20 protein-coding genes are annotated in these 20,818 nt (G+C 70.9%); 8 read left to right on the top strand and 12 right to left on the bottom strand.

Going from position 1 to position 20,818, the window contains the following annotated elements; all coding sequences use genetic code 11:
* Nucleotides 1-7: 7 nt before the first annotated feature.
* A complete protein-coding gene (locus tag HNQ67_RS05930) occupies nucleotides 8-448 on the bottom strand; it encodes a DUF3576 domain-containing protein (RefSeq protein ID WP_183253356.1) in 441 nt (146 codons plus the stop codon).
* A 332-nt stretch (nucleotides 449-780) separates the two neighbouring features.
* Here HNQ67_RS05930 and HNQ67_RS05925 point away from each other — a divergent pair, with 332 nt between their 5' ends.
* Nucleotides 781-1,179 carry an NtrZ family periplasmic regulatory protein gene (locus tag HNQ67_RS05925; RefSeq protein ID WP_183253354.1) on the top strand — a complete coding sequence of 133 codons (399 nt, stop codon included), beginning with the start codon at nucleotides 781-783 and terminating at the stop codon, nucleotides 1,177-1,179.
* On the opposite strand, the gene HNQ67_RS05920 is transcribed toward HNQ67_RS05925, so the two are convergent.
* Nucleotides 1,176-1,829, bottom strand: coding sequence for a thiamine phosphate synthase (locus HNQ67_RS05920; protein ID WP_221247766.1), 654 nt, complete (start codon nucleotides 1,827-1,829; stop codon nucleotides 1,176-1,178). The genes HNQ67_RS05925 and HNQ67_RS05920 overlap by 4 nt on opposite strands.
* Here HNQ67_RS05920 and HNQ67_RS05915 point away from each other — a divergent pair.
* Entirely contained in the window at nucleotides 1,828-2,547 is a 720-nt protein-coding gene (locus HNQ67_RS05915) for a YggS family pyridoxal phosphate-dependent enzyme (RefSeq protein ID WP_183253350.1), read from the top strand. The two genes, HNQ67_RS05920 and HNQ67_RS05915, sit on opposite strands and share 2 nt — an antisense overlap.
* 62 nt (nucleotides 2,548-2,609) lie before the next feature.
* Complete coding sequence (locus HNQ67_RS05910; RefSeq protein WP_183253348.1) at nucleotides 2,610-3,296, top strand: response regulator transcription factor; 687 nt, start codon at nucleotides 2,610-2,612, stop codon at nucleotides 3,294-3,296.
* On the opposite strand, the gene HNQ67_RS05905 is transcribed toward HNQ67_RS05910, so the two are convergent.
* Nucleotides 3,297-4,094: a hypothetical protein gene (locus HNQ67_RS05905; protein WP_246347466.1), complete on the bottom strand. Its 798-nt coding sequence runs from the start codon at nucleotides 4,092-4,094 to the stop codon at nucleotides 3,297-3,299.
* Between the two features lie 133 nt (nucleotides 4,095-4,227).
* On the opposite strand from HNQ67_RS05905, the gene HNQ67_RS05900 reads away from it, so the two are divergent.
* Nucleotides 4,228-5,526: an SLC13 family permease gene (locus HNQ67_RS05900; protein ID WP_183253343.1), complete on the top strand. Its 1,299-nt coding sequence runs from the start codon at nucleotides 4,228-4,230 to the stop codon at nucleotides 5,524-5,526.
* 9 nt (nucleotides 5,527-5,535) lie between these two features.
* Here the strand turns inward: HNQ67_RS05900 and HNQ67_RS05895 are convergent, their stop codons facing one another.
* The 3 genes from HNQ67_RS05895 to HNQ67_RS05885 all read right to left on the bottom strand — a co-directional run bounded on the left by HNQ67_RS05895 (nucleotide 5,536) and on the right by HNQ67_RS05885 (nucleotide 9,757).
* Complete coding sequence (locus tag HNQ67_RS05895; RefSeq protein ID WP_183253341.1) at nucleotides 5,536-6,330, bottom strand: exodeoxyribonuclease III; 795 nt, start codon at nucleotides 6,328-6,330, stop codon at nucleotides 5,536-5,538.
* Between the two features lie 255 nt (nucleotides 6,331-6,585).
* A complete protein-coding gene (locus tag HNQ67_RS05890) occupies nucleotides 6,586-7,218 on the bottom strand; it encodes a LolA family protein (protein ID WP_183253339.1) in 633 nt (210 codons plus the stop codon).
* A gap of 175 nt (nucleotides 7,219-7,393) precedes the next feature.
* A complete protein-coding gene (locus tag HNQ67_RS05885; protein WP_183253337.1) occupies nucleotides 7,394-9,757 on the bottom strand; it encodes an FtsK/SpoIIIE family DNA translocase in 2,364 nt (787 codons plus the stop codon).
* A gap of 131 nt (nucleotides 9,758-9,888) precedes the next feature.
* Between HNQ67_RS05885 and HNQ67_RS05880 the strand changes: the two genes are divergently transcribed.
* Nucleotides 9,889-11,142 (top strand): UbiH/UbiF/VisC/COQ6 family ubiquinone biosynthesis hydroxylase, encoded by a 1,254-nt coding sequence (locus HNQ67_RS05880; protein ID WP_183253335.1) that lies wholly within the window; start codon nucleotides 9,889-9,891, stop codon nucleotides 11,140-11,142.
* Here the strand turns inward: HNQ67_RS05880 and HNQ67_RS05875 are convergent, their stop codons facing one another.
* The 5 genes from HNQ67_RS05875 to rpe all read right to left on the bottom strand — a co-directional run bounded on the left by HNQ67_RS05875 (nucleotide 11,143) and on the right by rpe (nucleotide 15,456).
* Nucleotides 11,143-11,337, bottom strand: a complete 195-nt coding sequence (locus HNQ67_RS05875) for a Trm112 family protein (RefSeq protein ID WP_183253333.1) — start codon at nucleotides 11,335-11,337, stop codon at nucleotides 11,143-11,145.
* 7 nt (nucleotides 11,338-11,344) lie between these two features.
* Complete coding sequence (locus HNQ67_RS05870) at nucleotides 11,345-12,004, bottom strand: LON peptidase substrate-binding domain-containing protein (protein WP_183253331.1); 660 nt, start codon at nucleotides 12,002-12,004, stop codon at nucleotides 11,345-11,347.
* Between the two features lie 9 nt (nucleotides 12,005-12,013).
* Complete coding sequence (trxA, locus tag HNQ67_RS05865) at nucleotides 12,014-12,910, bottom strand: thioredoxin (protein ID WP_183253329.1); 897 nt, start codon at nucleotides 12,908-12,910, stop codon at nucleotides 12,014-12,016.
* Nucleotides 12,911-12,988: 78 nt separating this feature from the next.
* Complete coding sequence (locus HNQ67_RS13815; RefSeq protein ID WP_183253327.1) at nucleotides 12,989-14,800, bottom strand: heparinase II/III domain-containing protein; 1,812 nt, start codon at nucleotides 14,798-14,800, stop codon at nucleotides 12,989-12,991.
* The gene (rpe, locus tag HNQ67_RS05855; RefSeq protein WP_183253325.1) at nucleotides 14,797-15,456 is read right to left on the bottom strand and encodes a ribulose-phosphate 3-epimerase; all 660 of its coding nucleotides are present in this window, start codon (nucleotides 15,454-15,456) and stop codon (nucleotides 14,797-14,799) included. Before rpe ends, HNQ67_RS13815 begins: the two co-directional genes overlap by 4 nt.
* Before the next feature lie 114 nt (nucleotides 15,457-15,570).
* On the opposite strand from rpe, the gene HNQ67_RS05850 reads away from it, so the two are divergent.
* From HNQ67_RS05850 to HNQ67_RS05840, 3 genes are all read left to right on the top strand, one after another.
* Nucleotides 15,571-16,032, top strand: a complete 462-nt coding sequence (locus tag HNQ67_RS05850; RefSeq protein ID WP_183253323.1) for an OsmC family protein — start codon at nucleotides 15,571-15,573, stop codon at nucleotides 16,030-16,032.
* Nucleotides 16,033-16,082: 50 nt separating this feature from the next.
* Entirely contained in the window at nucleotides 16,083-17,951 is a 1,869-nt protein-coding gene (gene recQ, locus HNQ67_RS05845; RefSeq protein WP_183253320.1) for a DNA helicase RecQ, read from the top strand.
* 88 nt (nucleotides 17,952-18,039) lie between these two features.
* Complete coding sequence (locus tag HNQ67_RS05840; RefSeq protein ID WP_343054830.1) at nucleotides 18,040-18,945, top strand: aldo/keto reductase; 906 nt, start codon at nucleotides 18,040-18,042, stop codon at nucleotides 18,943-18,945.
* Here the strand turns inward: HNQ67_RS05840 and HNQ67_RS05835 are convergent.
* On the bottom strand, nucleotides 18,929-20,740 hold the full coding sequence (locus HNQ67_RS05835; RefSeq protein WP_183253316.1) for a TonB-dependent receptor plug domain-containing protein: 1,812 nt from the start codon (nucleotides 20,738-20,740) through the stop codon (nucleotides 18,929-18,931). The genes HNQ67_RS05840 and HNQ67_RS05835 overlap by 17 nt on opposite strands.
* Between the last annotated feature and the right edge of the window lie 78 nt (nucleotides 20,741-20,818).

The raw sequence follows: 20,818 nt of genomic DNA, 5'->3' as shown, positions 1-20,818 counted from the left end.
GAAGGGATCAGCGGGCGGTGGAAAGGTTGAGCTGGCGCGCCTTGGTCAGGATCGCGTTCTCGAGATCGGTCTCGGTCTGGGCGGCCACCGGAGCGCCGACCCACCCGCCGGTCGCGTCGCGGACTTCCTTGGTCACCGTGACGTTCAGCGCGTCGGCGCGCAGACGGGTGTCGAGGATGAACACGGTGGCCTTGAAGCGCTCGTTCGGGGTCTGGGGATCGGTGTACCAGTCATAGTTGACGACGCCGCCCCACGGGTCGGCGCTGGCCAGCGGCATGAAGCTGAGCGTGTCCAGCGTGGCGCGCCAGAGGAAGGCGTTGACGCCGATGCCCGTCTGGGCCCCCGTCGCGGGTTTGGACCCGCCGCCAAAGCCCGGGATCCCGCCGCATCCGCCCAGCATCAGACCCGAGGCGATCAGGGCGATCGCTGCGCCGCGAACCAGCACCATCGAGACTCTCCATTCCATCAAGACGTACAGCGGACCTTCCGCGCACGCGCCGGCTCGCCCACAGGGTCGAAATGCCGAAGCGACGCTCTATAACACGGTCAAAAGGGGCGATGACAAGGCGAAGTCTCTTCACTGGGGCCACAGGCCGGCGATCAGGCGGCGACAACCCGTCCGGCGCGACTTCGACGCGTGACGCTCGCGCCACAGGAGTCCCGTAGAGTTGCGCGGAACCATGGGTCGAAGGCCACGTTTCGTTGACCGGGCTGACCAGCGGTGTCTAATCGCTGGCGAGAACCGTGACGGAGGCTCCGTCGCGGCGTGAAGGGCAGGATATGCGCAAGGGCGCTGTCATCGCTGGACTGGCCGGGGGCCTCGCGCTCCTCGTCGTGGCCGACGCCGCTTCGGCCCAGACCGCCGCTGCGCGCAGCCGCGCGCCCGCCGTCAGCCTGACCGAAGCCCAGACCGCCCGGTCCGCGGCCAATCCGGGACAATCGCGCCTCCGCTTCACCGAGCGAGGCCGTTGGGGTCTCGATCTCAACCTCAGCCAGCCGGTCGGGCGCGAGAGCAATCTCGGCGACGTCGAGGCCGGCGCCTACTACCGGGTCAATCCGCGCCTGCGGGTCGGCGCCGCGGCCGGTCTGGCCGAACCTGAAGCCGATCCGGCCAGCCCCCCGCAAACGGAACGCCGCACGGCGCCGCGTTTCCGTCTGGAATCGATCTTCCGCTTCTAGTCCGGGCCGAACGCCGCCCGGATCGCTGACACCCCCGCCAGCCCGCAGGCGCCCGTGCCGATCAGCGCCCCCGCATTGGCGGCGTCGATACCACCCAGCGCATAAACAGGGATCGTCGCCTCCCGCACCCGATCCTCGAACCCGTCGAGGCCGAGCGGCGGGCGGTCAGCCGAGGCCCCGCCCGCCCCGAACACCGGCGACAGCACGGCGGCGTCCAGCCCGTTCGCGCCGGCGAGCGCCTTAGCAGAATGGACGGCACCGGTGATCCGCCAGCCCGGCCGGGCGGCGGCGAGTTCCGGCGCCAGACCGAGCGCCCGCTCGGGAAGATGGACGCCGTCGGCTTCCACCAAGGCGGCCAGCTCGGCGTCCAGCCCGATGAGCAGCAGGGCGTCGCGCTGCCGGGTCACCTCGCGCAGGCGCAGGCCGGTTTCATGGGCGTCCGGCTGGCCGAACGACCGGAACACCACCGCCGCGCCCGGCGGCAGACGCGCGGCCGTCTCCCACGGGCGGGGCGTGCGTTCGGGGTCGGTGAAGAACAGCAGGGGCGGCAGGCTCGGGCCCGGACGGGCGGACGTGCGGCTGACATCGGCCGCGTCCCGTGCGAGGACGCTGGCTGTCTCCCACAGGATACTCGCCGCGGACCGGTTCATGGCCTCCTCTTCTCCCGATCCCGCCCGGACGTCCAGCACGGTCGCCGAACGCCTCGCCGGTGTGCGCCGCGACATCGCGGAGGCCTGCCGCGGCGCCGGACGGTCGCCGCAGGCGGTGGTGCTGACCGCCGTGACCAAGACCCAGCCGAGGGACGCCCTGGAGGTCGCTCTCTCGACGGGGCAGCGGGTGTTCGGCGAGAACAGGGTTCAGGAGGCGCAGACCCATTGGGCCGATCTCCGCGCCCGGGTCCCCGACCTCGAGCTGCGCCTGATCGGGCCGCTGCAGACCAACAAGGCGGCTGACGCTGCGGCCCTGTTCGACGTCATCGAGACGCTGGACCGCGCCAGGCTGGCCGACGCTCTCGCCGTCGCGGCCGCCAAGGGGGGGCGGACAGTCCGCGTGCTGGTTCAGGTCAACACCGGGGCCGAACCGCAGAAGGCGGGGGTCCTGCCGCGGGACGCCGACGCTCTTGTGGCCTACGCCCGCGACAAGGGGCTGTCGGTCGAGGGCCTGATGTGCATTCCGCCCGCGGACGAGGCGCCCGGTCCGCATTTCGCCCTGCTGCGCAAGATCGCGCGCCGCAACGGGCTCGATACGCTTTCGATGGGTATGAGCGGCGACTACCGGACCGCGATCCGCTTCGGCGCGACCCATGTGCGGCTCGGGTCGGCGCTGTTCGGGGAACGAAACCGCCCCGAAACGCCCTCTATGGACTGAAAACCGCTCCGCTTCAGGTCCAACCCTTGGCGGAACGTCCGACGCTCTCCATTCTGGTATCCATGCCCACGCCCAAGACCATCCTCATCATCGACGACGACGACGACCTGCGCGAGGCCCTCGCCGAGCAGCTGGCCCTGCACGAGGCCTTTCGGCCGGTGCAGGCGGCCACGGCCGCCGAGGGAGTCAAACTGGGCCGGGAGACCCGGGCCGATCTGATTCTACTCGATGTCGACCTGCCCGACATGGACGGGCGCGAAGCCTGCCGGCTGCTGCGTAAGGACGGGGTCTCGACCCCGATCATCATGCTGACCGGCCAGGTGTCGGACGCCGACACGGTGCTGGGCCTCGAGTCCGGCGCGAACGACTATGTCACCAAGCCCTTCCGATTCGCGGTTCTGCTGGCCCGCATCCGGGCCCATCTGCGCAGCCATGAGCAGTCCGAGGACGCCGTCTTCCGGGTCGGCCCCTACGAATTCCGCCCCGCCGCCAAGGTGCTGGTCGACGACGGCGGGCGCAAGGTGCGGCTGACCGAGAAGGAAACCAGCATCCTCAAATATCTCTACCGTGCCGGGGCCAAGGCCGTATCGCGCGAGGAACTGCTGACCGAGGTGTGGGGCTACAACGCCGGGGTCACGACCCACACGCTCGAGACCCACATCTATCGCCTGCGTCAGAAGATAGAGCCGGAACCGGGTCAGGCCCGCCTGCTGTTGACCGACGCCGGCGGATACCGGCTGCAGCCGTGATCAACCCGGCCGCCACTCGCTGAGCGTCTCGCCGTCGGCGGTCTGGAACGCGACGCGGTCCAGTTGAATGGCCGCCACGCAGACTGGCCGCTGGTCGGGGCCCGAAGCCCGGCAGCGTATGGCTCGCCCGCCGGGGAAGGCCGCGAGCCGGCCCTCGAGCACAGCCCGATATCCGCCGGCCGGCGCGGCTAGGGGCGAGTCGCCGTCGGGCCGGACCGTATAGGCGTAGGCCCGGCCGTTGCGGCGACCCACGCGGGACTCGTCGGCCCGGAACACCGCCGCCAGCCCGACGGTCTGCGGAGAGGGAGTCACTTCGCCGCTCTGCAGGGCGTCGGCCCGGATCGAGGAACAGGCTTCCTTGCGCAGCCAGGGACGCGGTATCCAGAAGCCCTCGACCGCCTCCCAGTCGGAACCGTCCGCCGCGCCCGCGATCAGCGCCGTGTTCAGCCAGTCTCCGGGGGTCAGGGTCAGCTGAATCGTCTTCTGCTCCGGGCCCCAGGTCCAGCGCGCCAGGCCGTCGCCCGTCGCTGCGGCGGGCGTCGGCTGGGGACCGTTGCATCCGAAGGGAATGCGGATGGCGAAGGGACGTCCGACGAGCGAATCCGAACCTTGCGTGGCCTCGCCCGCGGCGTAGGCGGAGGCGGCGCGGGACACGGCGTCGAGCAACTCCTCGCGGCTCATGGCCGTGGGCGTCGCGATGACTTTTGGCGGCGTGGGTTCCGGCGCAGCGGCTGGCGGGCTCGCCGGCTCGGGCTCGTTGCGATTGCACTGGGCCAGCATCACGCCGGATGCGGCCATCGCCAGAACAGCCAGACGGCGGTGAGAAATCGTCTTTATTCCAAGCATGACCTCACCTTAGCATAGACCGGCGCGTTGTCGTCCCCGCGTCAAAACCATTGACGCAGGCGTTCCCGGCGGGTCTCAAGTCAGCATGAATTTCGATCAAATCGCGGCGCTGGTCGTTCTGGTCGCCGTCGTGGCGGTCCTGATCCACGGCCGGCTGCGGTCGGATGTGGCCGCGCTGTCGGGCGCGGCCGCCTTGCTTCTGCTTGGCGTGATCCGCCCCGTCGAGGTGCAGGGCGCTTTCGCCAGTCCCGCCGTCATCGCGCTCGCCAGCCTGTTCGTCATCGCCTACGCGATCGAATTATCCGGGTTGCTGGGCCTGCTGATCCGGCAAGCGACAAAACTGTGCACCCGGCTCGGGGAACTGGGCCTGTGGGTGGTGATCGTGTTGTGCGGGGGCGCGTCGGCGTTTCTCAACAACACGCCCATCGTGGTTCTGGCCGCTCCGGTGGTGAAGGACGTGGCGGCGGGCATGAACCTCTCGCCGAAGCGGTTTCTGATCCCGCTCAGCTATGTCTCGATCATGGGCGGCGCCTGTACGCTGATCGGCACCTCTACCAACCTGCTGGTCAACGACATGGCGCGAAATGCGGGCCAGCCGGTGTTCACCCTGTTCGAGATCACGCCGGTGGCGTTGGTCATCGCGGCGTTCGGCGGCGCCTACCTGTATTTCATCGGCGGCCGGTTGCTGGGTGGGGCCGACGCGGGCGCCCCCCGGGTCCAGCCCCATGAGCAAACCGGCGACGGACTGTTGGGGGACGCGGAGCTTTTCGCCGCGGCTGACCGGCCGTTCGAAGCCAAACGGGCCTTCCTGTCCCTCGGCGTCTTTCTGGCCGTCATCGCCGCGGCCGGACTGGGTATCGCCCCGATCGCCGCCTCGGCCTTCGCGGGGGCGGTCATCCTCATCTTGCTGCGCGTCGTCAGCCCGGAGGAGGCCTATGCCGGATTGCGGCCGGAAGTTCTGCTGCTCATCGCCGGCATGGTGGTCGTGGGTCTGGCCATCGAGGTTACGGGGCTGGCCGGCGAGGGAGCCGAGCTGCTGATCGGGGCGATCCGGCCGCTCGGGCCGTTGGGCGCGCTGATCATCCTGTACGGTGTGACGCTGTTCGCCACGGAGTTGCTGTCGAACGCCGCCGTCGCGGTCCTCATCACGCCGGTCGCGGTGGCGCTCGCGGCCAGTCTGGGGGTCGACCCCCGGCCGTTCCTCGTCGGGGTCATGATGGCCGCCTCTGCCGCCTTTGCGACGCCGTTCGGCTACCAGACCAATGTGCTGGTGTTCCAGATCGGCGACTATAGCTACATGGATTTCGTCCGGATCGGGGTGCCGCTGAACCTGGTCACCTGGGCCGCCGCCATGGTGGCGATCCCGATCTTCTTCCCCTTCTAGGGGGCCGGGCTAGACGTCGAGATCCATCGTGACCGGGGCGTGGTCGCTGGGCTGGGTCCATTCGCGGACGGTGTCGTGGATGCGGGCGCTGGCCGGGACGACGGCGGGCGTCAAACCCGGCGAGGTCCACAGGTGGTCGAGGCGCAGGCCGCGGTTAGACTTGCGAAAGTCGGCGGCGCGGTAGCTCCACCAGCTGGCCAGTTTGACCGGCTCGGGAATCTGGTCGCGGACCACGTCGGCGAAACCCCCGGCCGCCTGCAGGCGGCGCAGGGTCTCGACCTCCAGCGGGGTGTGGCTGACGATCTTCGACATGTAGCGGTGGTTCCAGACGTCGTTCTCTCCGGGCGCGATGTTGAAGTCTCCCGCCAGCACCAGCGGCCGCTGTTGGTCCCGGCCCGCCATCTCGGCGGTCAGCCGCTCGTAGAAATCCATCTTGTGATCGAATTTCGGGTTCAGCTTCCGGTCGGCCACGTCGCCGCCGGCGGGAATGTAGAAATTCTGGATCTCGACCCCGTCGACGTCGGCGGCGACGCAGCGGGCGTGACCTTCACGGCAGACGTCGAGGCGGGGCGCCTCGGCGATGGGCTTGCGGCTGGCGATGGCGACGCCGTGCCAGCCCTTCTGACCGCCGATCTTCAGATGCGGCAGGCCCATGGCCTCGAAGGCGGCGCGGGGGAACTGGTCCTCCAGGCATTTGATCTCCTGCAGGCACAGGACGTCGGTCCCGCTTTCGGCGACGAAGCGGGCGACCTGATCGACGCGCAGGCGGACGGAGTTGATGTTCCAGGTGGCTATGCGAAGCATGAGAGGGCTCTAGCAGGCGATGCGACTGCGGCCCACCGTGCCGCGCTCAAGCAACGAGCGACCGCGTCGCCCGCGATAGCGCCCTTCCGGACAAAGAGACGCCCGGTCCTTGCGGGCCGGGCGTTTCAGGTTCGTCTCTCTCGCCGCCGGGAAGGGGATGAAATCCGTAGCGGGTCAGACCGGCTCCCGCCGATCTGTGACTAAAACAACACGCCAGGCAAAAAATGTCAAGGTGAACTCGCGCGGCGGGGGAGATCAGTTGCGGCGCGGACGGGTGGTCGGATCGCGCAACTGGAACAGGCTGGCCGACAGGCCCGAGGCCGGGCGCAGCGTGGTCAGCTGGGTGCGGGTGCGGCCGCCCTGGGCGTCGATGATGGTCCACTCCTGCAACCGGACCGGATCGCCGGCGAAGGCGAGGACCACCGAACCGTCGTTGGGCCGGCGGTTGTCGCGGGCGGTGATGGCGAAGGCGCCGGAGGCCATCCGGGTGACGCGGTCGATCCGCACGCCCTGATCGAGGCGGACGGTGCGGGCCAGGAAGGTCGACAGCGGCGTCTGGCCCAGCGGCACCTGGCGGAAGACGTTCAGGCGCGGATCGTAGCGCTTCACGTTCGAGCCGTCCGAGACGACCAGCAGGCCGGCCGGGTCGGTGTATTCGAACCGCATCCTGCCGGGGCGCTGCAGATAGAAGCGGCCCTGACGGCGCTGGGCGCCCGAGGTCTCGACGAAGGTTCCCTCGGCCGAGGTCAGGCCTTGAAGGTAGGTCTGGGCGCGAGCCAGGACGGCGCGGTCTTCCGCCGAAAGATTCGACTGGGCGTGGGCCGGCAGGGCCGCGACGGCGGCGACGGCGGCGGTTCCGAGCGCGAAAGCGCGGCGTGAGACGGTCATGATGTCTTCTCCCGTTCGGGATGGTTGAGAATGCCGTCTTGCCGGGTCGGTCTGGCGAGGGCGTGACCCGAGCCTGACCATATTCCGGCGCTGCGATGAAGCCCTGTTCAGCTTCCTCCCGGCGAACGGCGGCTCTTCCTAACGCCGCGGGCCCTGGTCCGTTGCCCGGAGCCGCCTACATCGGCGGCGGACCCGCGAGGATGTCGCGTTTGCCGGCGTGGTTGGCGGGGCTGACCACGCCCTCCTGCTCCATCCGCTCGATCAGCGAGGCGGCGCGGTTGTAGCCGATCTGCAGACGGCGCTGGATATAGCTGGTCGACGCCTTGCGGTCGCGGGTCACCACGGCCACGGCGCGGTCGTAGAGGTCGTCGCCCGAGCCGCCGCCCTCGTCGCCGAAGGCCGCGTCGCCGTCGCCGTCCGGATCGTCTGTGATCAGGTCCAGATAGTCGGGCTCGGCCTGGGCGCGCAGGTGTTTGCAGACCTCATCGACCTCCTGGTCGGTCACGAACGGGCCGTGCAGACGGGTGATGCGACCGCCGCCCGCCATGTAGAGCATGTCGCCTTGACCGAGCAGCTGCTCGCCGCCCTGCTCGCCGAGGATGGTGCGGCTGTCAATCTTGGAGGTGACCTGGAAAGAAATCCGGGTCGGGAAGTTCGCCTTGATCGTGCCGGTGATGACATCGACCGATGGGCGCTGGGTGGCCATGATCAGATGGATGCCGGCGGCGCGGGCCATCTGGGCCAGCCGCTGCACCGCGCCTTCGACGTCCTTGCCGGCGACCAGCATCAGGTCGGCCATCTCGTCCATGACCACGACCAGATAAGGCATGGGCTCGGGACGGATCTTCTCGGACTCATAGACCGGCCGGCCCTGGTCGTCGAAGCCGGTCTGGACCGTACGCTCGAAATGCTCGCCCTTGGCCTGGGCCTCGCGGGCGCGCTCGTTGTAGCTGGCGATGTTGCGCACGCCGAGCTTGGACATGCGGCGATAGCGATCCTCCATCTCGCGCACCGTCCACTTCAGCGCGACGACCGCTTTCTTCGGATCCGTGACGACCGGGGCCAGCAGGTGTGGGATGCCGTCATAGACGCTGAGCTCCAGCATCTTGGGATCGATCATGATGAAGCGGCACTCGGCCGGGCTGTGCCGGTACAGGATCGACAGGATCATGGCGTTGACCCCGACCGACTTTCCCGAGCCGGTGGTGCCGGCGATCAGCAGGTGGGGCATGCGCGCCAGGTCGGCGACATAGGGCTCGCCACCGATCGACTCGCCGAGGGCCAGCGGCAGCAGATGGGCCGGCTTGTCGTATTCGGCCGAGGCCAGCAGGTCGCGCAGATAGACGGTCTCGCGCTTGGCGTTGGGCAGTTCGATGCCGATGGCGTTCCGCCCCGGCACGACGCTGATGCGGCAGGCGCGGGCCGACATCGAACGGGCGATATCGTCGCTGAGAGCCACGACGCGGCCATGCTTCACGCCCGGGGCGGGAACCAGTTCGTACAGGGTGACGACCGGGCCGGGGCGGATCTGGTCGATCACGCCGCGCACGCCGAATTCCTGCAACACGCCTTCGAGCATCTTGGCGTTCTGCTTCAGCGCCTCCTCGTCAACCGAGGCGACGCGCTTGGCCGGCTTGGTCAGCATGGCCAGCGGCGGCAGGTCGAAACCGGTCGAGGGTTTGGCGAAGTCGAAGGCGGCCTGGCTGTCGTCGGCGTCGCGTTTCGAGGCTTTCGGCGCCTTGACCGCGGCGACTTTCGGCTCGGGCGCGCCACGGGCGGGGGCCGGCGCCTCCTCGCGCCACGGCGGACCGTCGTCGGGGTCGGGGCTGGCTGGGTCGTAGCTCTCGGGCTCCGGCGCGGGCCGCGGCCGGGGCGGGGCCTTCGCGCTTCGGCGTGCGGCGGCCGGCGGCGGGCCCGCCCGGCGCGCACCCCGCGCCCAGTCGACCGCCTCGCCCAGATCGGCGACACGCAGACCGATGGCGTAGCCGACGCTCCACAGGCCCAACGCCAGGAAGACCGCGCCGGCGGCGATGGCCGCGCCGGGCAGGCGCAGCGCCGCGAAGGCGAGCGCCACGAGGCCGACGAGGGCGTCGCCCCACAATCCACCGAGACCGGTCGCCAGAGGCCAGGCGGCGGGCTGGGCCAGGGCGGACAGGGCGGCGGACAGGCAGAATACCCCGCCCGTGGCCGCGAAAATCTTCAATGCCGTGGGCTTCAGACGCTGCTGGATCGCGTCGCCGATAGCCCCGGCCAGCCCAAAGGCGATCAACAGCAGGGCGGCCGGCCAGGCGGCGAGCCCCAGCGACTGCATGAACAGGTCGGCGAACAGGGCCCCGTTCAGCCCCAGCCAATTGGTCGGCTCGACGGAAGAGGCGGCGTTGAGGCTAGGGTCGGCCGGATTCCACGAGATCAGCGCGACCAGCAGCAGGGCGGCCAGCAAGGCCTGCAGCACGCCCCGGAAGCGCACCGCGAACGGCGCGGCCCAGACAATGCGGGCGCTCTCGAAGGCGCGATTGCCGAGGGCGAGGGCGGCGGACATGCGGCGGCGGACTCCGGCAGTGGCGAGACTCCGAACGTTGTCGCCCGGACAGGGTTAAGGGGCTGTTTACTTTAGGCGGCAGGCAACAGGTCGCACTGGACCTCGCGCCCCGCCGGCGCGACAACCGGCGCATGACCGAGACCGACCACTACGACGTCATCATCGCCGGCGCCGGGCTGGCGGGCGCGACCTTCGCCCTCGCCGCCGCCCAGGGCGGGCTCAAGGTGGTCCTGGTTGATCCGCAGCCGTTCCCGGCCCAGCTGGCGCCGACCTTCGACGGCCGCTCCACCGCCATCGCCTTCTCGACCTTCCGCATGCTCGACGCGCTCGGCGTCGGCGAGGGCCTGCGCCCGTACGCCTGCCGCATGGACCGCATCCTCGTGACGGACGGACGGCGTCCGGGGGCGGCGTCGCCGGCGGCCTCCTCCGCCTTCCTGCGCTTCGACGCCGACGAGATCGGCGAGCGCACCGATGGCGAGCCGCTCGGCTATATGGTCGAGAACCGGCGCATCCGCGTCGCCCTCAGCGAGGCGGTGACGGCGGCGGAGATCGAGGTCCGCGCGCCCGCCTCGGTCGACCGGGTCGGGACCGGTCCCGGTCTGGCGACGGTGACCCTCGCCGACGGCGCCGAGCTGCGCGCCCCGCTGGTGGTCGGGGCCGAAGGTCGCGGTTCGCGGGTTCGGCGCGAGGCCGGCATCGACACGGTCGGCTGGGGCTATGGCCAGAGCGGCGTGGTCGCCACCGTCGCCATGGGCCGCGACCACGGCCATGTGGCGCACGAATATTTCCTGCCCTCGGGCCCCTTCGCCATCCTGCCGCTGACCGAGCAGCGCGCCAGCCTGGTGTGGACCGAGACGACGCGACGGGCCGAGGCGCTGAAGGCCGCTTCGGACGAGGCCTTCCATGCCCATCTGATGCGCCGGTTCGGGGATTTCCTCGACGACGTCTCGGTGGTCGGACCCCGGTTCGTCTATCCGCTGTCGCTTCAGCTGGCCGAACAGCTGACCGCGCCGCGCGTCGCCCTGATCGGCGACGCCGCCCATGCGGTGCATCCGGTCGCGGGGCAGGGCCTGAACATGGGGTTGAAGGACGCGGCCGCCCTGGCCGAGGTGCTGGTCGAGGCGGTGCGCTTGGGCGAGGACATCGGCTCGGAGACGGTGCTGGACCGCTATGCCCGCTGGCGGCGCTTCGACAATGCAGCGCTGGCGGCCGGATTTGACGGCTTCGTCCGGCTGTTTTCCAACGACATCGCCCCCGTGCGGCTGGCGCGGGACCTCGGCATCGCCGCCGTCAACCGCATCGCCCCCCTGCGCCGCGCCTTCATGCACGAAGCCGGCGGCGCGACGGGCGACCTGCCGCGCCTGCTCAGGGGCGAAGCGCTCTGACTAGTCCAGTCTGCGGGCCTCGTCCGCCAGCATGATCGGCACACCGTCGCGGATCGGAAAGGCCAGCCTGGCGCCTTTCGAGACCAGTTCCTGGCGCTCGCGATCATACGTCAGGCGGCCCCGGGTCACGGGGCAGACCAGCACTTCCAGCAGGCGCGGATCGACCGAGGCAGGGGTGTTGAAGGCGTCGCTCATCACATCACTATTGCATCGAAGGGGCGTCGCCGTCGCCGGTTTCCGCCGCGTCTATGGTCATCAGGGCCGTCAGAACGCTGGACCGGTCGGTCAGGCTGGCGGCCTCAAGCAATGCCTGTTTCTCCGCCGGTTCGAACGGCAGGGCCATCGACAAGCTGTTGATCAAGGCCTCGGGCGGCGCCGTCTCGGCGGTGTCCCAGTCAATCTCCAGACCGCGGGTCTCAAGATAGGCACGCAGGGCGTCCAGCAGGCCTTCCCGGTCCAGGCCGACGTCGTCGACGGGCGGCGGGGCCAGATCGGCCTCGAACGGCGTGAAATCGGCGCGCACCTGGCGATAGGGCGACTGGCTCGGCAGTTCGCTGCCGAGGCGGAAGCGGGCGCAGCCGGTCAGGGTGATCAGATAGCGGCCGTCCGAAGTCTCGGCGAAGCTGGTGATCCGTCCCGCGCAGCCGACCGGCGACAGCCCGGGCGCGGCGCGTGCGCCGGGCCGGGGCTGGATCATGCCGATGATGCGGTCGCCGGCCATCGCGTCGTCGATCATGTTCAGATAGCGCGGCTCGAAGATGTTCAGCGGCAACTGGCCGCGTGGCAGCAGAATGGCGCCGGGCAGGGGGAAGACCGGGATGACCTGCGGCAGGTCGGCGGCCCTGTGATAGCCCTGCGCCATCGCAACCCCCTAGGCGAACAGGATGGAGGAGAGACGGCGGCGGCCGTCGCGGGCGACCTCTGAAGACGCGCCGGCCGCCTCGAATACGGTCAGCAGCTGTTTCCGCGCGGCGTGATCGTTCCATTCGCGGTCGGCGGCGACGATGGCCAACAGGCTGTCGACCGCGCCTTTCAGGTCGCCGGCCGCGGCCTGGGCCAGCGACAGATCATAGCGCGCCTGGTGGTCGGAGGGATCGGCGGCGACCTTCGCCTCCAGCTCGGCGCTCGCGCTCGCCGGGGCGGCGGACGCCAGGCTCAGCTGGGCCCGGATCGACTGGACCTGCGCATTCTTCGAATCGGCCGGGGCCATGGCGATGGTCTGGCGGGCCTGTTCGGGGTCGCCGTCGGCCAGATAGACGCGGGCCATGCCGGCGATGGCGCCCTCGTGTCCGGGCTCGAGGGTCATCACCTGGGCGAAGGCTTGGGCGGCCCCGCCGAGGTCGTTCAGCGACAGCGACTCCTCGCCCATCGACATCAGCTGCTCGATATCGGAGTTGGCGCTGGTCCCGCCGGACAGTTTGTCGATGAAAGCCTTGAGCTGGCTCTCAGGCACCGCGCCCTGGAACCCGTCGGCGGGCTGGCCGTCGACGAAGGCGTATACGGTGGGGATCGACTGCACGCGCAGCTGGCCAGCATAGGCCGGGTTCTTGTCGACATCGATCTTGACCAGTTTGACCGCCCCACCGGCGGCGCGAACGGCCTTCTCCAGCATCGGCGTCAGCGTCCGACACGGTCCGCACCAGGTGGCCCAGAAGTCGACCAGCACCGGCTGGGTCTTCGAGGCCTCGACCACATCGGCCATGAAGCTGGCGTCGGAGCCGTCCTTGATCAGGTCGTCAGGCAGGGTGGTGGGGTCGGCGAAGCTCATCGGGCGATCCTGTGGTCGGTAAGGCGTAACGCGGCAGTCCCAAGATGGTCGCGGCGACCGATCGTCTCAAGGGACGGGTCAGGTGGGATCGCCGCCCGAGCCGGCCGGGCTCAGCTTCCAGCGGATCTTGGTCTCGGAATCGGTGCGGGCCGAGCCGCGCACGACGATCTGCAGAGAGCGCCGGGTCAGACCCTCGTCGATGTGGACCGAGGGCTCGATGGCCACGTCCGGCCCGTCGGTGCGGAACCACCATCCCCGGCCGGAATGGCCGCGCAACAGGATCGAGCGGCGGTCGCGGGCCAGCGAGGCCTGCACGCCCGGTTCGAGCTGAAAGCGGATGGCGTAGGGGGCGGCGATGGCCCGAACCACCTCCTTCTGGCCCGGTCCGGGATGCAGCCGCTCCTCGGCGCGCAGCTCATCGAGGCGCTGGTCCAGATAGAGCCGGCGTTGGTGGAGCAGGCCATAGTCGTGGACCCAGCCGTCGTGCTCGGCTTCCAGCCAGACCGCGCCCTCGCCGTCGCGGCGATGCACCTCGACGTTCAGGGGTCGGCTGATCAGACGATGGCCCAGAAGCCCACCCCTCCAGCCGCCGAGCGGCGCCCCGGTGGAGCTCTCGGCGAGGGTCAGGGTCGAGTGGCCGGGGCCGAGCCGCAAGCCCTGACGGTCGGCCGCGCCGGGGGTCCAGCCGCAGCCGGTGACCAGACGGTCGCGTCCACAGACGATCTCCAGCGCCAGCGGCTGGGCGCAGGCGGCGGCGGACCAGGCGCCGCGCGCGGGGGCGGCGATGTCGGCGGCGACGGTCAGCAGCGGGCTGCGGATACGGGCGACGCCGCCCACCGTTCCGGTCGGGGCCTCGTCGCCCTCGGCCTCGTCGTGGGCCACGGCCGCGGCCACCCGCGCCGGCGTCGATGGCCCGCCGCCCTGCAGGGTGATCAGGCGGCCGTCGGGCAGGGTGTGAAAGCTGGCCGCCGAGGTCAGCCGCCGGATCGCCGACCGCATGGCGTCCGGGGCCGGCTCGGACAGCTGGGCGAGGGCGTCCTCGAGCGTCAACAGGTCGAGCAGCAGCTCCAGCCCGGCCTCGGGGCTGCGGGAGGTATGGGCTCCATCCTCGCCGACGGTCTGCACCAGCGCCGACGGCAGGGCGCCCAGGGCCGCCCGGCGCAGGGCGGTTCCAGGGGACCCGGCCAGCACGCAGCCGGCGACGGCGGCGGCGATCAGGCGTTCGGCGCGGCCCGCGATCCCGCCTGGCGGACGCAACAGCTGTTTCGCCTGCCGGCCCAGTACATCGGCCAGCCTCAGCCTTTCCGCCTCGGTGGCGACCTGGCTCATGCGGCGCGCGGCGCAGGCGAGGTTGAGGGTGCGCCGGGCGAGGATGGCGGGGTCCCAGGCGAACGGGGACCAGCGCGCGAACACCGTGGCCCAGGTCAGGGTCAGACGCAGCGCCTCGCGGGCCCCTCGCTCACCCTGCAGCATCAGCGACGGCAGCCAGGCGAAGGCGTGCAGTTCGACGGCGAAGGCGCGGGTCGGGCTGGGCCGGTTCCAGGGATCCTCGGGCGCGGGCGCTTCGAGACTGGCGCCCGCCAGCACGAACCGACCGCCCAAGGCGGCCTTGCCAGGCGCGGGGTCGACCGGGCGGAAGTCGCGCGGTGTGGCGGCGAAGCCCTGCGCCGTCCGACCCCGGAGGGTCAGGCCGTAGCCGGGCAGGCCGTACAGTTCGATCCACAGCTGCCGTGTCAGCAGCCGGCCGAGGACGGCGGGCCACAGGCCGGGCCCCGCCGACGCCTCGGTGGTACGGACCGGCGTGCGCATGGGCGCGCCGCGAAGTCCGGGAATCTCGCCGGGCGCGGGCGCTGCGGCCTCGGTGCGGGCGAAGGGGCCGAGCGGACTCACGCGGTCTTCAGCGCCCGGATGTTGTCGGCGTAGGCCGGGGGGCCGCCCCGGAACACCGCCGTGCCGGCGACCAACGCGTCGGCGCCGGCGGCGACGCAGGCCCCGGCGTTGGCGGCGGTGACCCCGCCGTCGACCTGCAGATGGGCCCTGGAGCCGGCTGCGTCGAGCAGGGCCCGGGCTCGTTCGATCTTCTTCAGGGTGGAGGGGATGAAGGACTGGCCGCCGAAGCCGGGGTTGACCGACATCAGCAGCACCAGGTCGACCAGGTCGATCACTTCTTCCAGCACGGACAGGGAGGTGCCGGGGTTGAGCACCACGCCCGCCTTGAGGCCCAGCTGGCGGATGCGGCCAAGCGTGCGGTGCAGGTGCGGCCCGCTCTCGGGATGGACGGTAAGGTAATCGGCCCCGGCGTCGCGATAGGCCTCCAGCCACGGATCGACCGGCGCGACCATCAGGTGCACGTCGAACGGTAGCTTGGTGTGGGGACGCAACGCCTTCACCACGTCCGGACCGATGGTGATGTTGGGTACGAAATGGCCATCCATCACATCGACGTGGACCCAGTCGGCGCCGGCCGTTTCGAGGGCGGCGACCTCCTCGCCCAGACGGGCGAAGTCGCTGGCGAGGATCGATGGGCAGATCAGCGGGGACGGCATGCGTCCGGGGATAAGGCGGGATGCGGGCCGTAGCAAGGCGCGGGCTGGGTTTCGACGACATCCGCGGCTACACGGTTCGGTCATCGCGCCCAGCCGGCCGAGCGGAGACCCGTCATGAGCGAGCACATCGCCACCGTGGAATGGAGCCGCGACGGCCAGCCATTCTCCGACAACCAGTATAGTCGCGCCCATGACTGGCGGTTCGACGGCGGCGCGGTGGTGCGCGGATCGTCGGCGCCGACCAGCGTGCCCGAGCCTATGTCCGATCCGGCGGCGGTCGACCCCGAGGAGGCGCTGGTCGCCGCCGTGTCCAGTTGTCACATGCTGTTCTTCCTCGCCTTCGCCCGCAAGGACGGCCTTGTGGTCGACCGCTACCGCGACGACGCGGTCGGCCTGCTCGGCCGTGACGAGCGGGGCCGGATGTCGATCACCGCGCTGACCCTGCGGCCTCAGGTGAGCTTCGCCGGCGCGGCGCGGCCCGACGCCGCCGCCCTGGACGATCTGCATCACCGCGCCCACGAGGCCTGCTATATCGCCAACTCGATCCGGGCCGAGGTCGCCGTCGAGCCGCGCTGAACCATCCGACGGGCGTTCACACGCCGGAACAAATGAGGCACAAGGCGGCGATGCCCGCCGACTCGCTTTCAACCGCCGCCCCGCCGTCCCTGGCCGAGGCCCGGGCGACGCTGGAGCGGGTCTGGGGCCACGCCGGCTTCCGGGGGCTGCAGGCCGAGGTGGTGGCCGAGGTTCTGGCGGGCCGGGACGTGATGGCCGTGCTGCCGACCGGCGGCGGCAAGAGCGTCTGCTACCAGATCCCCGCCATGCTCCGGCCCGGCCTCGGCCTGGTTGTCTCGCCGCTGATCGCCCTGATGACCGACCAGGTCGAGGCCTTGAAGCAGCAGGGCGTGGCCGCCGCCCGCCTCGATTCCGGCGTCTCGCTGGACGACCGGTCGGAGATCTGGCGCGCGGCGAGGGCCGGGGAACTCGACCTGCTCTATGTCTCGCCCGAGGGACTGGCCCAGCCGCACCTGATCGACCGGCTTCACGACCTGCCGCTGTCGCTGATCGCCATCGACGAAGCGCACTGCGTCTCGCAGTGGGGACATGACTTCCGGCCGGACTATCGGAGCCTCGGCCGGCTGGCCGAGCTGTTCCCGGGCGTGCCGAGGATCGCGGTGACGGCCACCGCCGACGCCCGGACCCGCGAGGATATCGTCCGCTCGTTGCGGCTCGGCGAGGCCCGCATCGTGGTCGACAGCTTCGCCCGGCCGAACCTGCAGCTGGCGGCGGTGCGCAAGGAGAACGCGTCGCGGGCGAAGACCGACGCGGCGGTGATCGATCTGGTCCGCCAGAGGCGCGGCAAGTCTGGCGTGGTCTACTGCGGCTCGCGTGACGGCTGCGAGCGGGTGGCGCACGCCCTGCGCGACGCCGGGACCAACGCCATCGCCTATCACGCGGGCATGGAGGCCCGTGACCGGGACCGCCGGCTGGAGCGGTTCCTCGCCGAGGACGGGGCGGTGATGGTGGCGACCATCGCCTTCGGCATGGGGGTGGACAAGGCCGATGTGCGCTTCGTCATCCACGCCGATCCGCCGGGCTCGCTGGAGGCCTATTGGCAGGAGATCGGCCGGGCCGGGCGCGACGGCGACCCCGCAGAGGGAATCACCCTCTATGGCCCATCGGACATCGCCTGGACCCTGCGCCGGCTCGAAGGCAGCCCGATGGCCGGGGAGGTCAAGGCGGTGCAGGTGCGCAAGGCGCGCCAGCTGTTCGCCATGCTGGACGGGGCGGTGTGCCGCCCGCAGGCGGTGCGGCGCTACTTCGGCGAGACCGGCGCGGAGCCGTGCGGCGTCTGCGACATCTGCCAGGACCCGCCGGCCCTGTTCGACGCCACGGTGCAGGCCCAGAAGGCCCTGGCCGCGGTGCAGCGGCTCGGCGAGCGCTTCGGCCGGGGCCGGGTCGTCGACCACCTGCTCGGCAAGACGAAGGATGCCCAGCCCTGGGAGACGGCGCTGTCGACCTGGGGCGTCGGCGCCGATACCGCACTGCACACATGGCGGGACGTGATCGATCACCTGATGTTCGAGGGCCTGCTGGTCGAGGATCCGAACGAGGGCAAACCGCTGGTCATGCTCGGCGATCCCGAGGCGGTGCGGGCGGTCTACCGCGGCGAGCGGGCGATCGAGGTGCGTCGCCAGCCGGCGCGCGCCGGGGCCTCGCGCGAACGGACCCGCACCGGTCGCAATGCCGCGCTGGAATCGATGGACGCCGACGTGCGCGCGCGCTTCGAGACCCTGCGGGCCTGGCGCCGTGATCGGGCAGCGGAGCAGCGGGTGCCGCCCTATGTGATCTTCCAGGACAAGACCTTGCTGGAAATCGCCCTCGCGGAGCCCGGCGATCTGGACCACCTGGCCCGTATTCCCGGCGTCGGTCAGACCAAATTGGACCGGTATGGCGCGGGAGTCCTGCAGGCGCTTTCACAGCACGCCGCCTGACCCAAAACGGGGAACCACCGTTCCCGCGGTAAGATTCGGTCAAGGTCTCGGAAGGGGGGCCTTAAACTTTCAGCGCCACAGTCCGACGGTGCTCCCCAATCGCGCTCCATCTCCGATCGACAAACTGGCCGTGGCCGTCGTCCACGAGCCGGCGCGCGCCGTGAACGCCTATGCGCCGCTGCCGGCCGGCGCGCGCGAGGAAGCCTTGCGGTTTCTGCTGCAGACCGCCGCCGACGCCGGGGTCACCCTGGTGGCGACCAAGCCGGACGGCGACGGCGAACGCCGGCTGGGCCAGGCCTGGCCCTTCCCCTCCCCCTTCCAGGTCACGGTCCGCACCGTCTCGATCACCGACGGGGTGGATCGCGTCGAGGCCCGCGCCCGCCGCTCGCTGGAGCGGCTCGGCCTGCCCCGCGGCGACACGCTTCTCGTCTCCAGCGCTGACGATCTGGCCGGAGCCGAGGGCCGCGCCCTGTGGGACCGGCTCGAGGCGCTGAAGGCGCGCAGCCTCTATCGCCGCATCGGATTCCGCGCCGGCGTCGAGGACGGCCCCGCCCTGCTGGCGCGACGGTTCCGGCCCGACGTCATCGAACTGCCGATCAACCTGCTCGACCAGCGCATCCAGCACACCGGCGTCCTGTCGGAGCTGGCCACGCTCGGCGTCGCCGTTCACGCCACCTCGGTGTTCGCCGACGGCCTTCTGTTCATCAGCGGCGAGCCGCTGCCGCCTGAAATGGCCCGCCATGCCCACGCCCTGTCGCGCATCCGCCGCCGCCTGGCCGAGGCCCGGATCGATCCGATGCAGGCCACCCTGGCCTACGCCATGGGCCTGCCGGAGGTCTCGGCGGTGATCGCCAGCGTCGCCTCGGCCGCCGAACTGCGCGCCGTGGTCGCCGCCGCCAACGCTCCGACCCCCGCGCTCGACTGGGCCGCCCTGCAGCTGGAGCCGGCGACGGTCGCCGCCGCCGGCCCCCGCGCCATCAGTAGCGCAGCCTGATCCCGAGGTAGCCGGACCGGCCCGGCTCGCCATAGCCGAGCAGCTGCTGATAACGCTCATCCGCCAGGTTCTCGACCCGCGCCGTCAGGGTGACCCGATCGGTCAGGTTCCAGGCGGCGTTCAGGTTGGCGGTGACGAAGCCGTCCCGCGTCCCGCCCGAGTCCGGCATGTCGCCTTCCGCCCGCACGGTCAGGGCCGCCGACAGCCGCTCGCCGCTCCAGCCCAGCGTCGCCGAACCGGCCTGCTCCGGAACGCGCAGTATGGCCGCGCCGGTCGTGGCATTGACCGCTTCGGTCCACGCATAGGCCAACGACAGATCGAAGCCGCCGCCGAGGATCGCGCCGCCTTCCAGTTCGACCCCGTCGGTGCGCGTCTCGGCGATGTTGACGTAGTAGAACTCGAAGGATCCGGGATCGAAGAAGCCGTCGATCTGGTCTTCGACCTCCAGCCGGTAGAGGGTCGCCCGGCCGTCGAAGCGGCCGTCGGCGGAGCGCCAGCCGAGCGCGATCTCGCCGCCCGTGGCGTATTCCGGGACCAGCGGCGCGACAACGGTGCCCGGCAGGACGAAGCAGAAATCGCACACTGCCTGGCTGACGCTGGGCGTTTTGAAGCCGGTCCCCCAGGCCCCTGACACGGTGAGGCCGGCAAGGAGGTCGTACGCCGCCGACAGCCGCCCCGTGGTCTCGCCGCCGAAGTCATCGGTCGAATCGTGGCGGAGACCGAGGTTGAGGGTCAGCCGATCCGAGGCCTGCCAGCGCACGGTCCCGAACGCCGACCCGACGCCCAGCCCGGCGCTGGAACCGTTCAGGAACGCCTCGGTCTCCTCGCGCTCAAGGCCGACGGCGTAGCGGACGGGGCCCGCCCCCCGGCTGTCGGCCTGCCAGCGCCACAGGCGGTGCTTGCCCTCATAGGTCGAGGGGAAGGCGCTGTCGGTGATACGCTCGACATCTGATGCGGCGGCGATGAACTGATGGTCCAGTCCCAGCAGGTCGCGAACTGTCATTCGCGCCCGGCCGGACCGGTTGACCGTGGCGGCGGTGTCGAGGGTGTCGACCGGACCCCAGCCGTCGATCTCGGCGAAGCTGTCGGCTTGCCGGACCCGCGCGTCGATCCCGACCCGGTCGCTAAAGGCGTAGCGGCCGTTGGCCCCAACAGTGGTGTTGTCAAAACCGTCGGCCTCCGTCCCCGTGGCGGCGGCGGAGATCCCGTCGGTGTCGAAGCGCGACACGAAGGCGCCGATGGCGTAGCGGTCTTCAGCGACGCCCGCCGCGAGGCGGCCGCGCACCGTGTCGAACGCGCCGGCCTCGACCTCGGCCCGGACGCCGTCCAATTCGCGCGAGGTGAAGGCGATGACTCCGCCGATGGCGTCGGATCCCCACAGCGACGATTGCGGCCCGCCAAGCACCTCGATGCGTTCGATGTCGCCGAGGTCGAATCCGGAGAAGTCGAAGCCCCCGGCCGGCTGGCTGGGATCGTTGACCGGCACGCCGTCGACCAGCACCAGCGACTTGTCCTGGCTGGTCCCGCGAATGCGCACGGAGGTGACGCCGCCGAGGCCGGCCCGATAGACCGACAGACCGGGCACGTCGGGCAGGATGTCCGCCGCGAACACCGCCCCGCGCCGGTCGATGGTCGCCCGGTCGATGACCCGGGCGCCCGGCGTGTCGGCGACGACGGCGGGCAGGCGGGTGGCGGTGACCACCACCTCGGGCAGGGGATCGTCCGCCGCCTGGGCGAAGGCGTGGGCGGGCAGAAGCACGGTCGCGGCCGTGGCGAGCAGAAGGGATCGCGTCATTGCGATGGCTCCGTCGTCCCCGCGCGAGCGCGTCGCGGCGACGTGTGAATGGCGGCCGACCCGCCCGGAATGGACGGC

Source organism: Brevundimonas basaltis (assembly GCF_014202075.1).
In the GTDB taxonomy this organism is placed as follows: Bacteria; Pseudomonadota; Alphaproteobacteria; order Caulobacterales; family Caulobacteraceae; genus Brevundimonas; species Brevundimonas basaltis.
The sequence above is the reverse complement of the archived record's forward strand: the minus strand, read 5'-3'. Positions and strand labels throughout refer to the sequence as shown.

What these genes read in the sequence shown, in the direction of transcription:
- HNQ67_RS05875 (WP_183253333.1), bottom strand. Translation starts at nt 11,337, where the DNA reads ATGAGCGACGCCTTCAACACCCCTGCCTCGGTCGATCCGCGCCTGCTG.
- HNQ67_RS05850 (WP_183253323.1), top strand. Translation starts at nt 15,571, where the DNA reads ATGAGCGAGCACATCGCCACCGTGGAATGGAGCCGCGACGGCCAGCCA.
- HNQ67_RS05910 (WP_183253348.1), top strand. Translation starts at nt 2,610, where the DNA reads ATGCCCACGCCCAAGACCATCCTCATCATCGACGACGACGACGACCTG.
- HNQ67_RS05885 (WP_183253337.1), bottom strand. Translation starts at nt 9,757, where the DNA reads ATGTCCGCCGCCCTCGCCCTCGGCAATCGCGCCTTCGAGAGCGCCCGC.
- trxA (WP_183253329.1), bottom strand. Translation starts at nt 12,910, where the DNA reads ATGAGCTTCGCCGACCCCACCACCCTGCCTGACGACCTGATCAAGGAC.
- HNQ67_RS05915 (WP_183253350.1), top strand. Translation starts at nt 1,828, where the DNA reads ATGGCCTCCTCTTCTCCCGATCCCGCCCGGACGTCCAGCACGGTCGCC.
- rpe (WP_183253325.1), bottom strand. Translation starts at nt 15,456, where the DNA reads ATGCCGTCCCCGCTGATCTGCCCATCGATCCTCGCCAGCGACTTCGCC.
- HNQ67_RS05870 (WP_183253331.1), bottom strand. Translation starts at nt 12,004, where the DNA reads ATGGCGCAGGGCTATCACAGGGCCGCCGACCTGCCGCAGGTCATCCCG.
- HNQ67_RS05930 (WP_183253356.1), bottom strand. Translation starts at nt 448, where the DNA reads ATGGTGCTGGTTCGCGGCGCAGCGATCGCCCTGATCGCCTCGGGTCTG.
- HNQ67_RS05900 (WP_183253343.1), top strand. Translation starts at nt 4,228, where the DNA reads ATGAATTTCGATCAAATCGCGGCGCTGGTCGTTCTGGTCGCCGTCGTG.
- HNQ67_RS05905 (WP_246347466.1), bottom strand. Translation starts at nt 4,094, where the DNA reads ATGGCCGCATCCGGCGTGATGCTGGCCCAGTGCAATCGCAACGAGCCC.
- HNQ67_RS05925 (WP_183253354.1), top strand. Translation starts at nt 781, where the DNA reads ATGCGCAAGGGCGCTGTCATCGCTGGACTGGCCGGGGGCCTCGCGCTC.
- recQ (WP_183253320.1), top strand. Translation starts at nt 16,083, where the DNA reads ATGCCCGCCGACTCGCTTTCAACCGCCGCCCCGCCGTCCCTGGCCGAG.
- HNQ67_RS05880 (WP_183253335.1), top strand. Translation starts at nt 9,889, where the DNA reads ATGACCGAGACCGACCACTACGACGTCATCATCGCCGGCGCCGGGCTG.
- HNQ67_RS05890 (WP_183253339.1), bottom strand. Translation starts at nt 7,218, where the DNA reads ATGACCGTCTCACGCCGCGCTTTCGCGCTCGGAACCGCCGCCGTCGCC.
- HNQ67_RS05835 (WP_183253316.1), bottom strand. Translation starts at nt 20,740, where the DNA reads ATGACGCGATCCCTTCTGCTCGCCACGGCCGCGACCGTGCTTCTGCCC.
- HNQ67_RS05895 (WP_183253341.1), bottom strand. Translation starts at nt 6,330, where the DNA reads ATGCTTCGCATAGCCACCTGGAACATCAACTCCGTCCGCCTGCGCGTC.
- HNQ67_RS05920 (WP_221247766.1), bottom strand. Translation starts at nt 1,829, where the DNA reads ATGAACCGGTCCGCGGCGAGTATCCTGTGGGAGACAGCCAGCGTCCTC.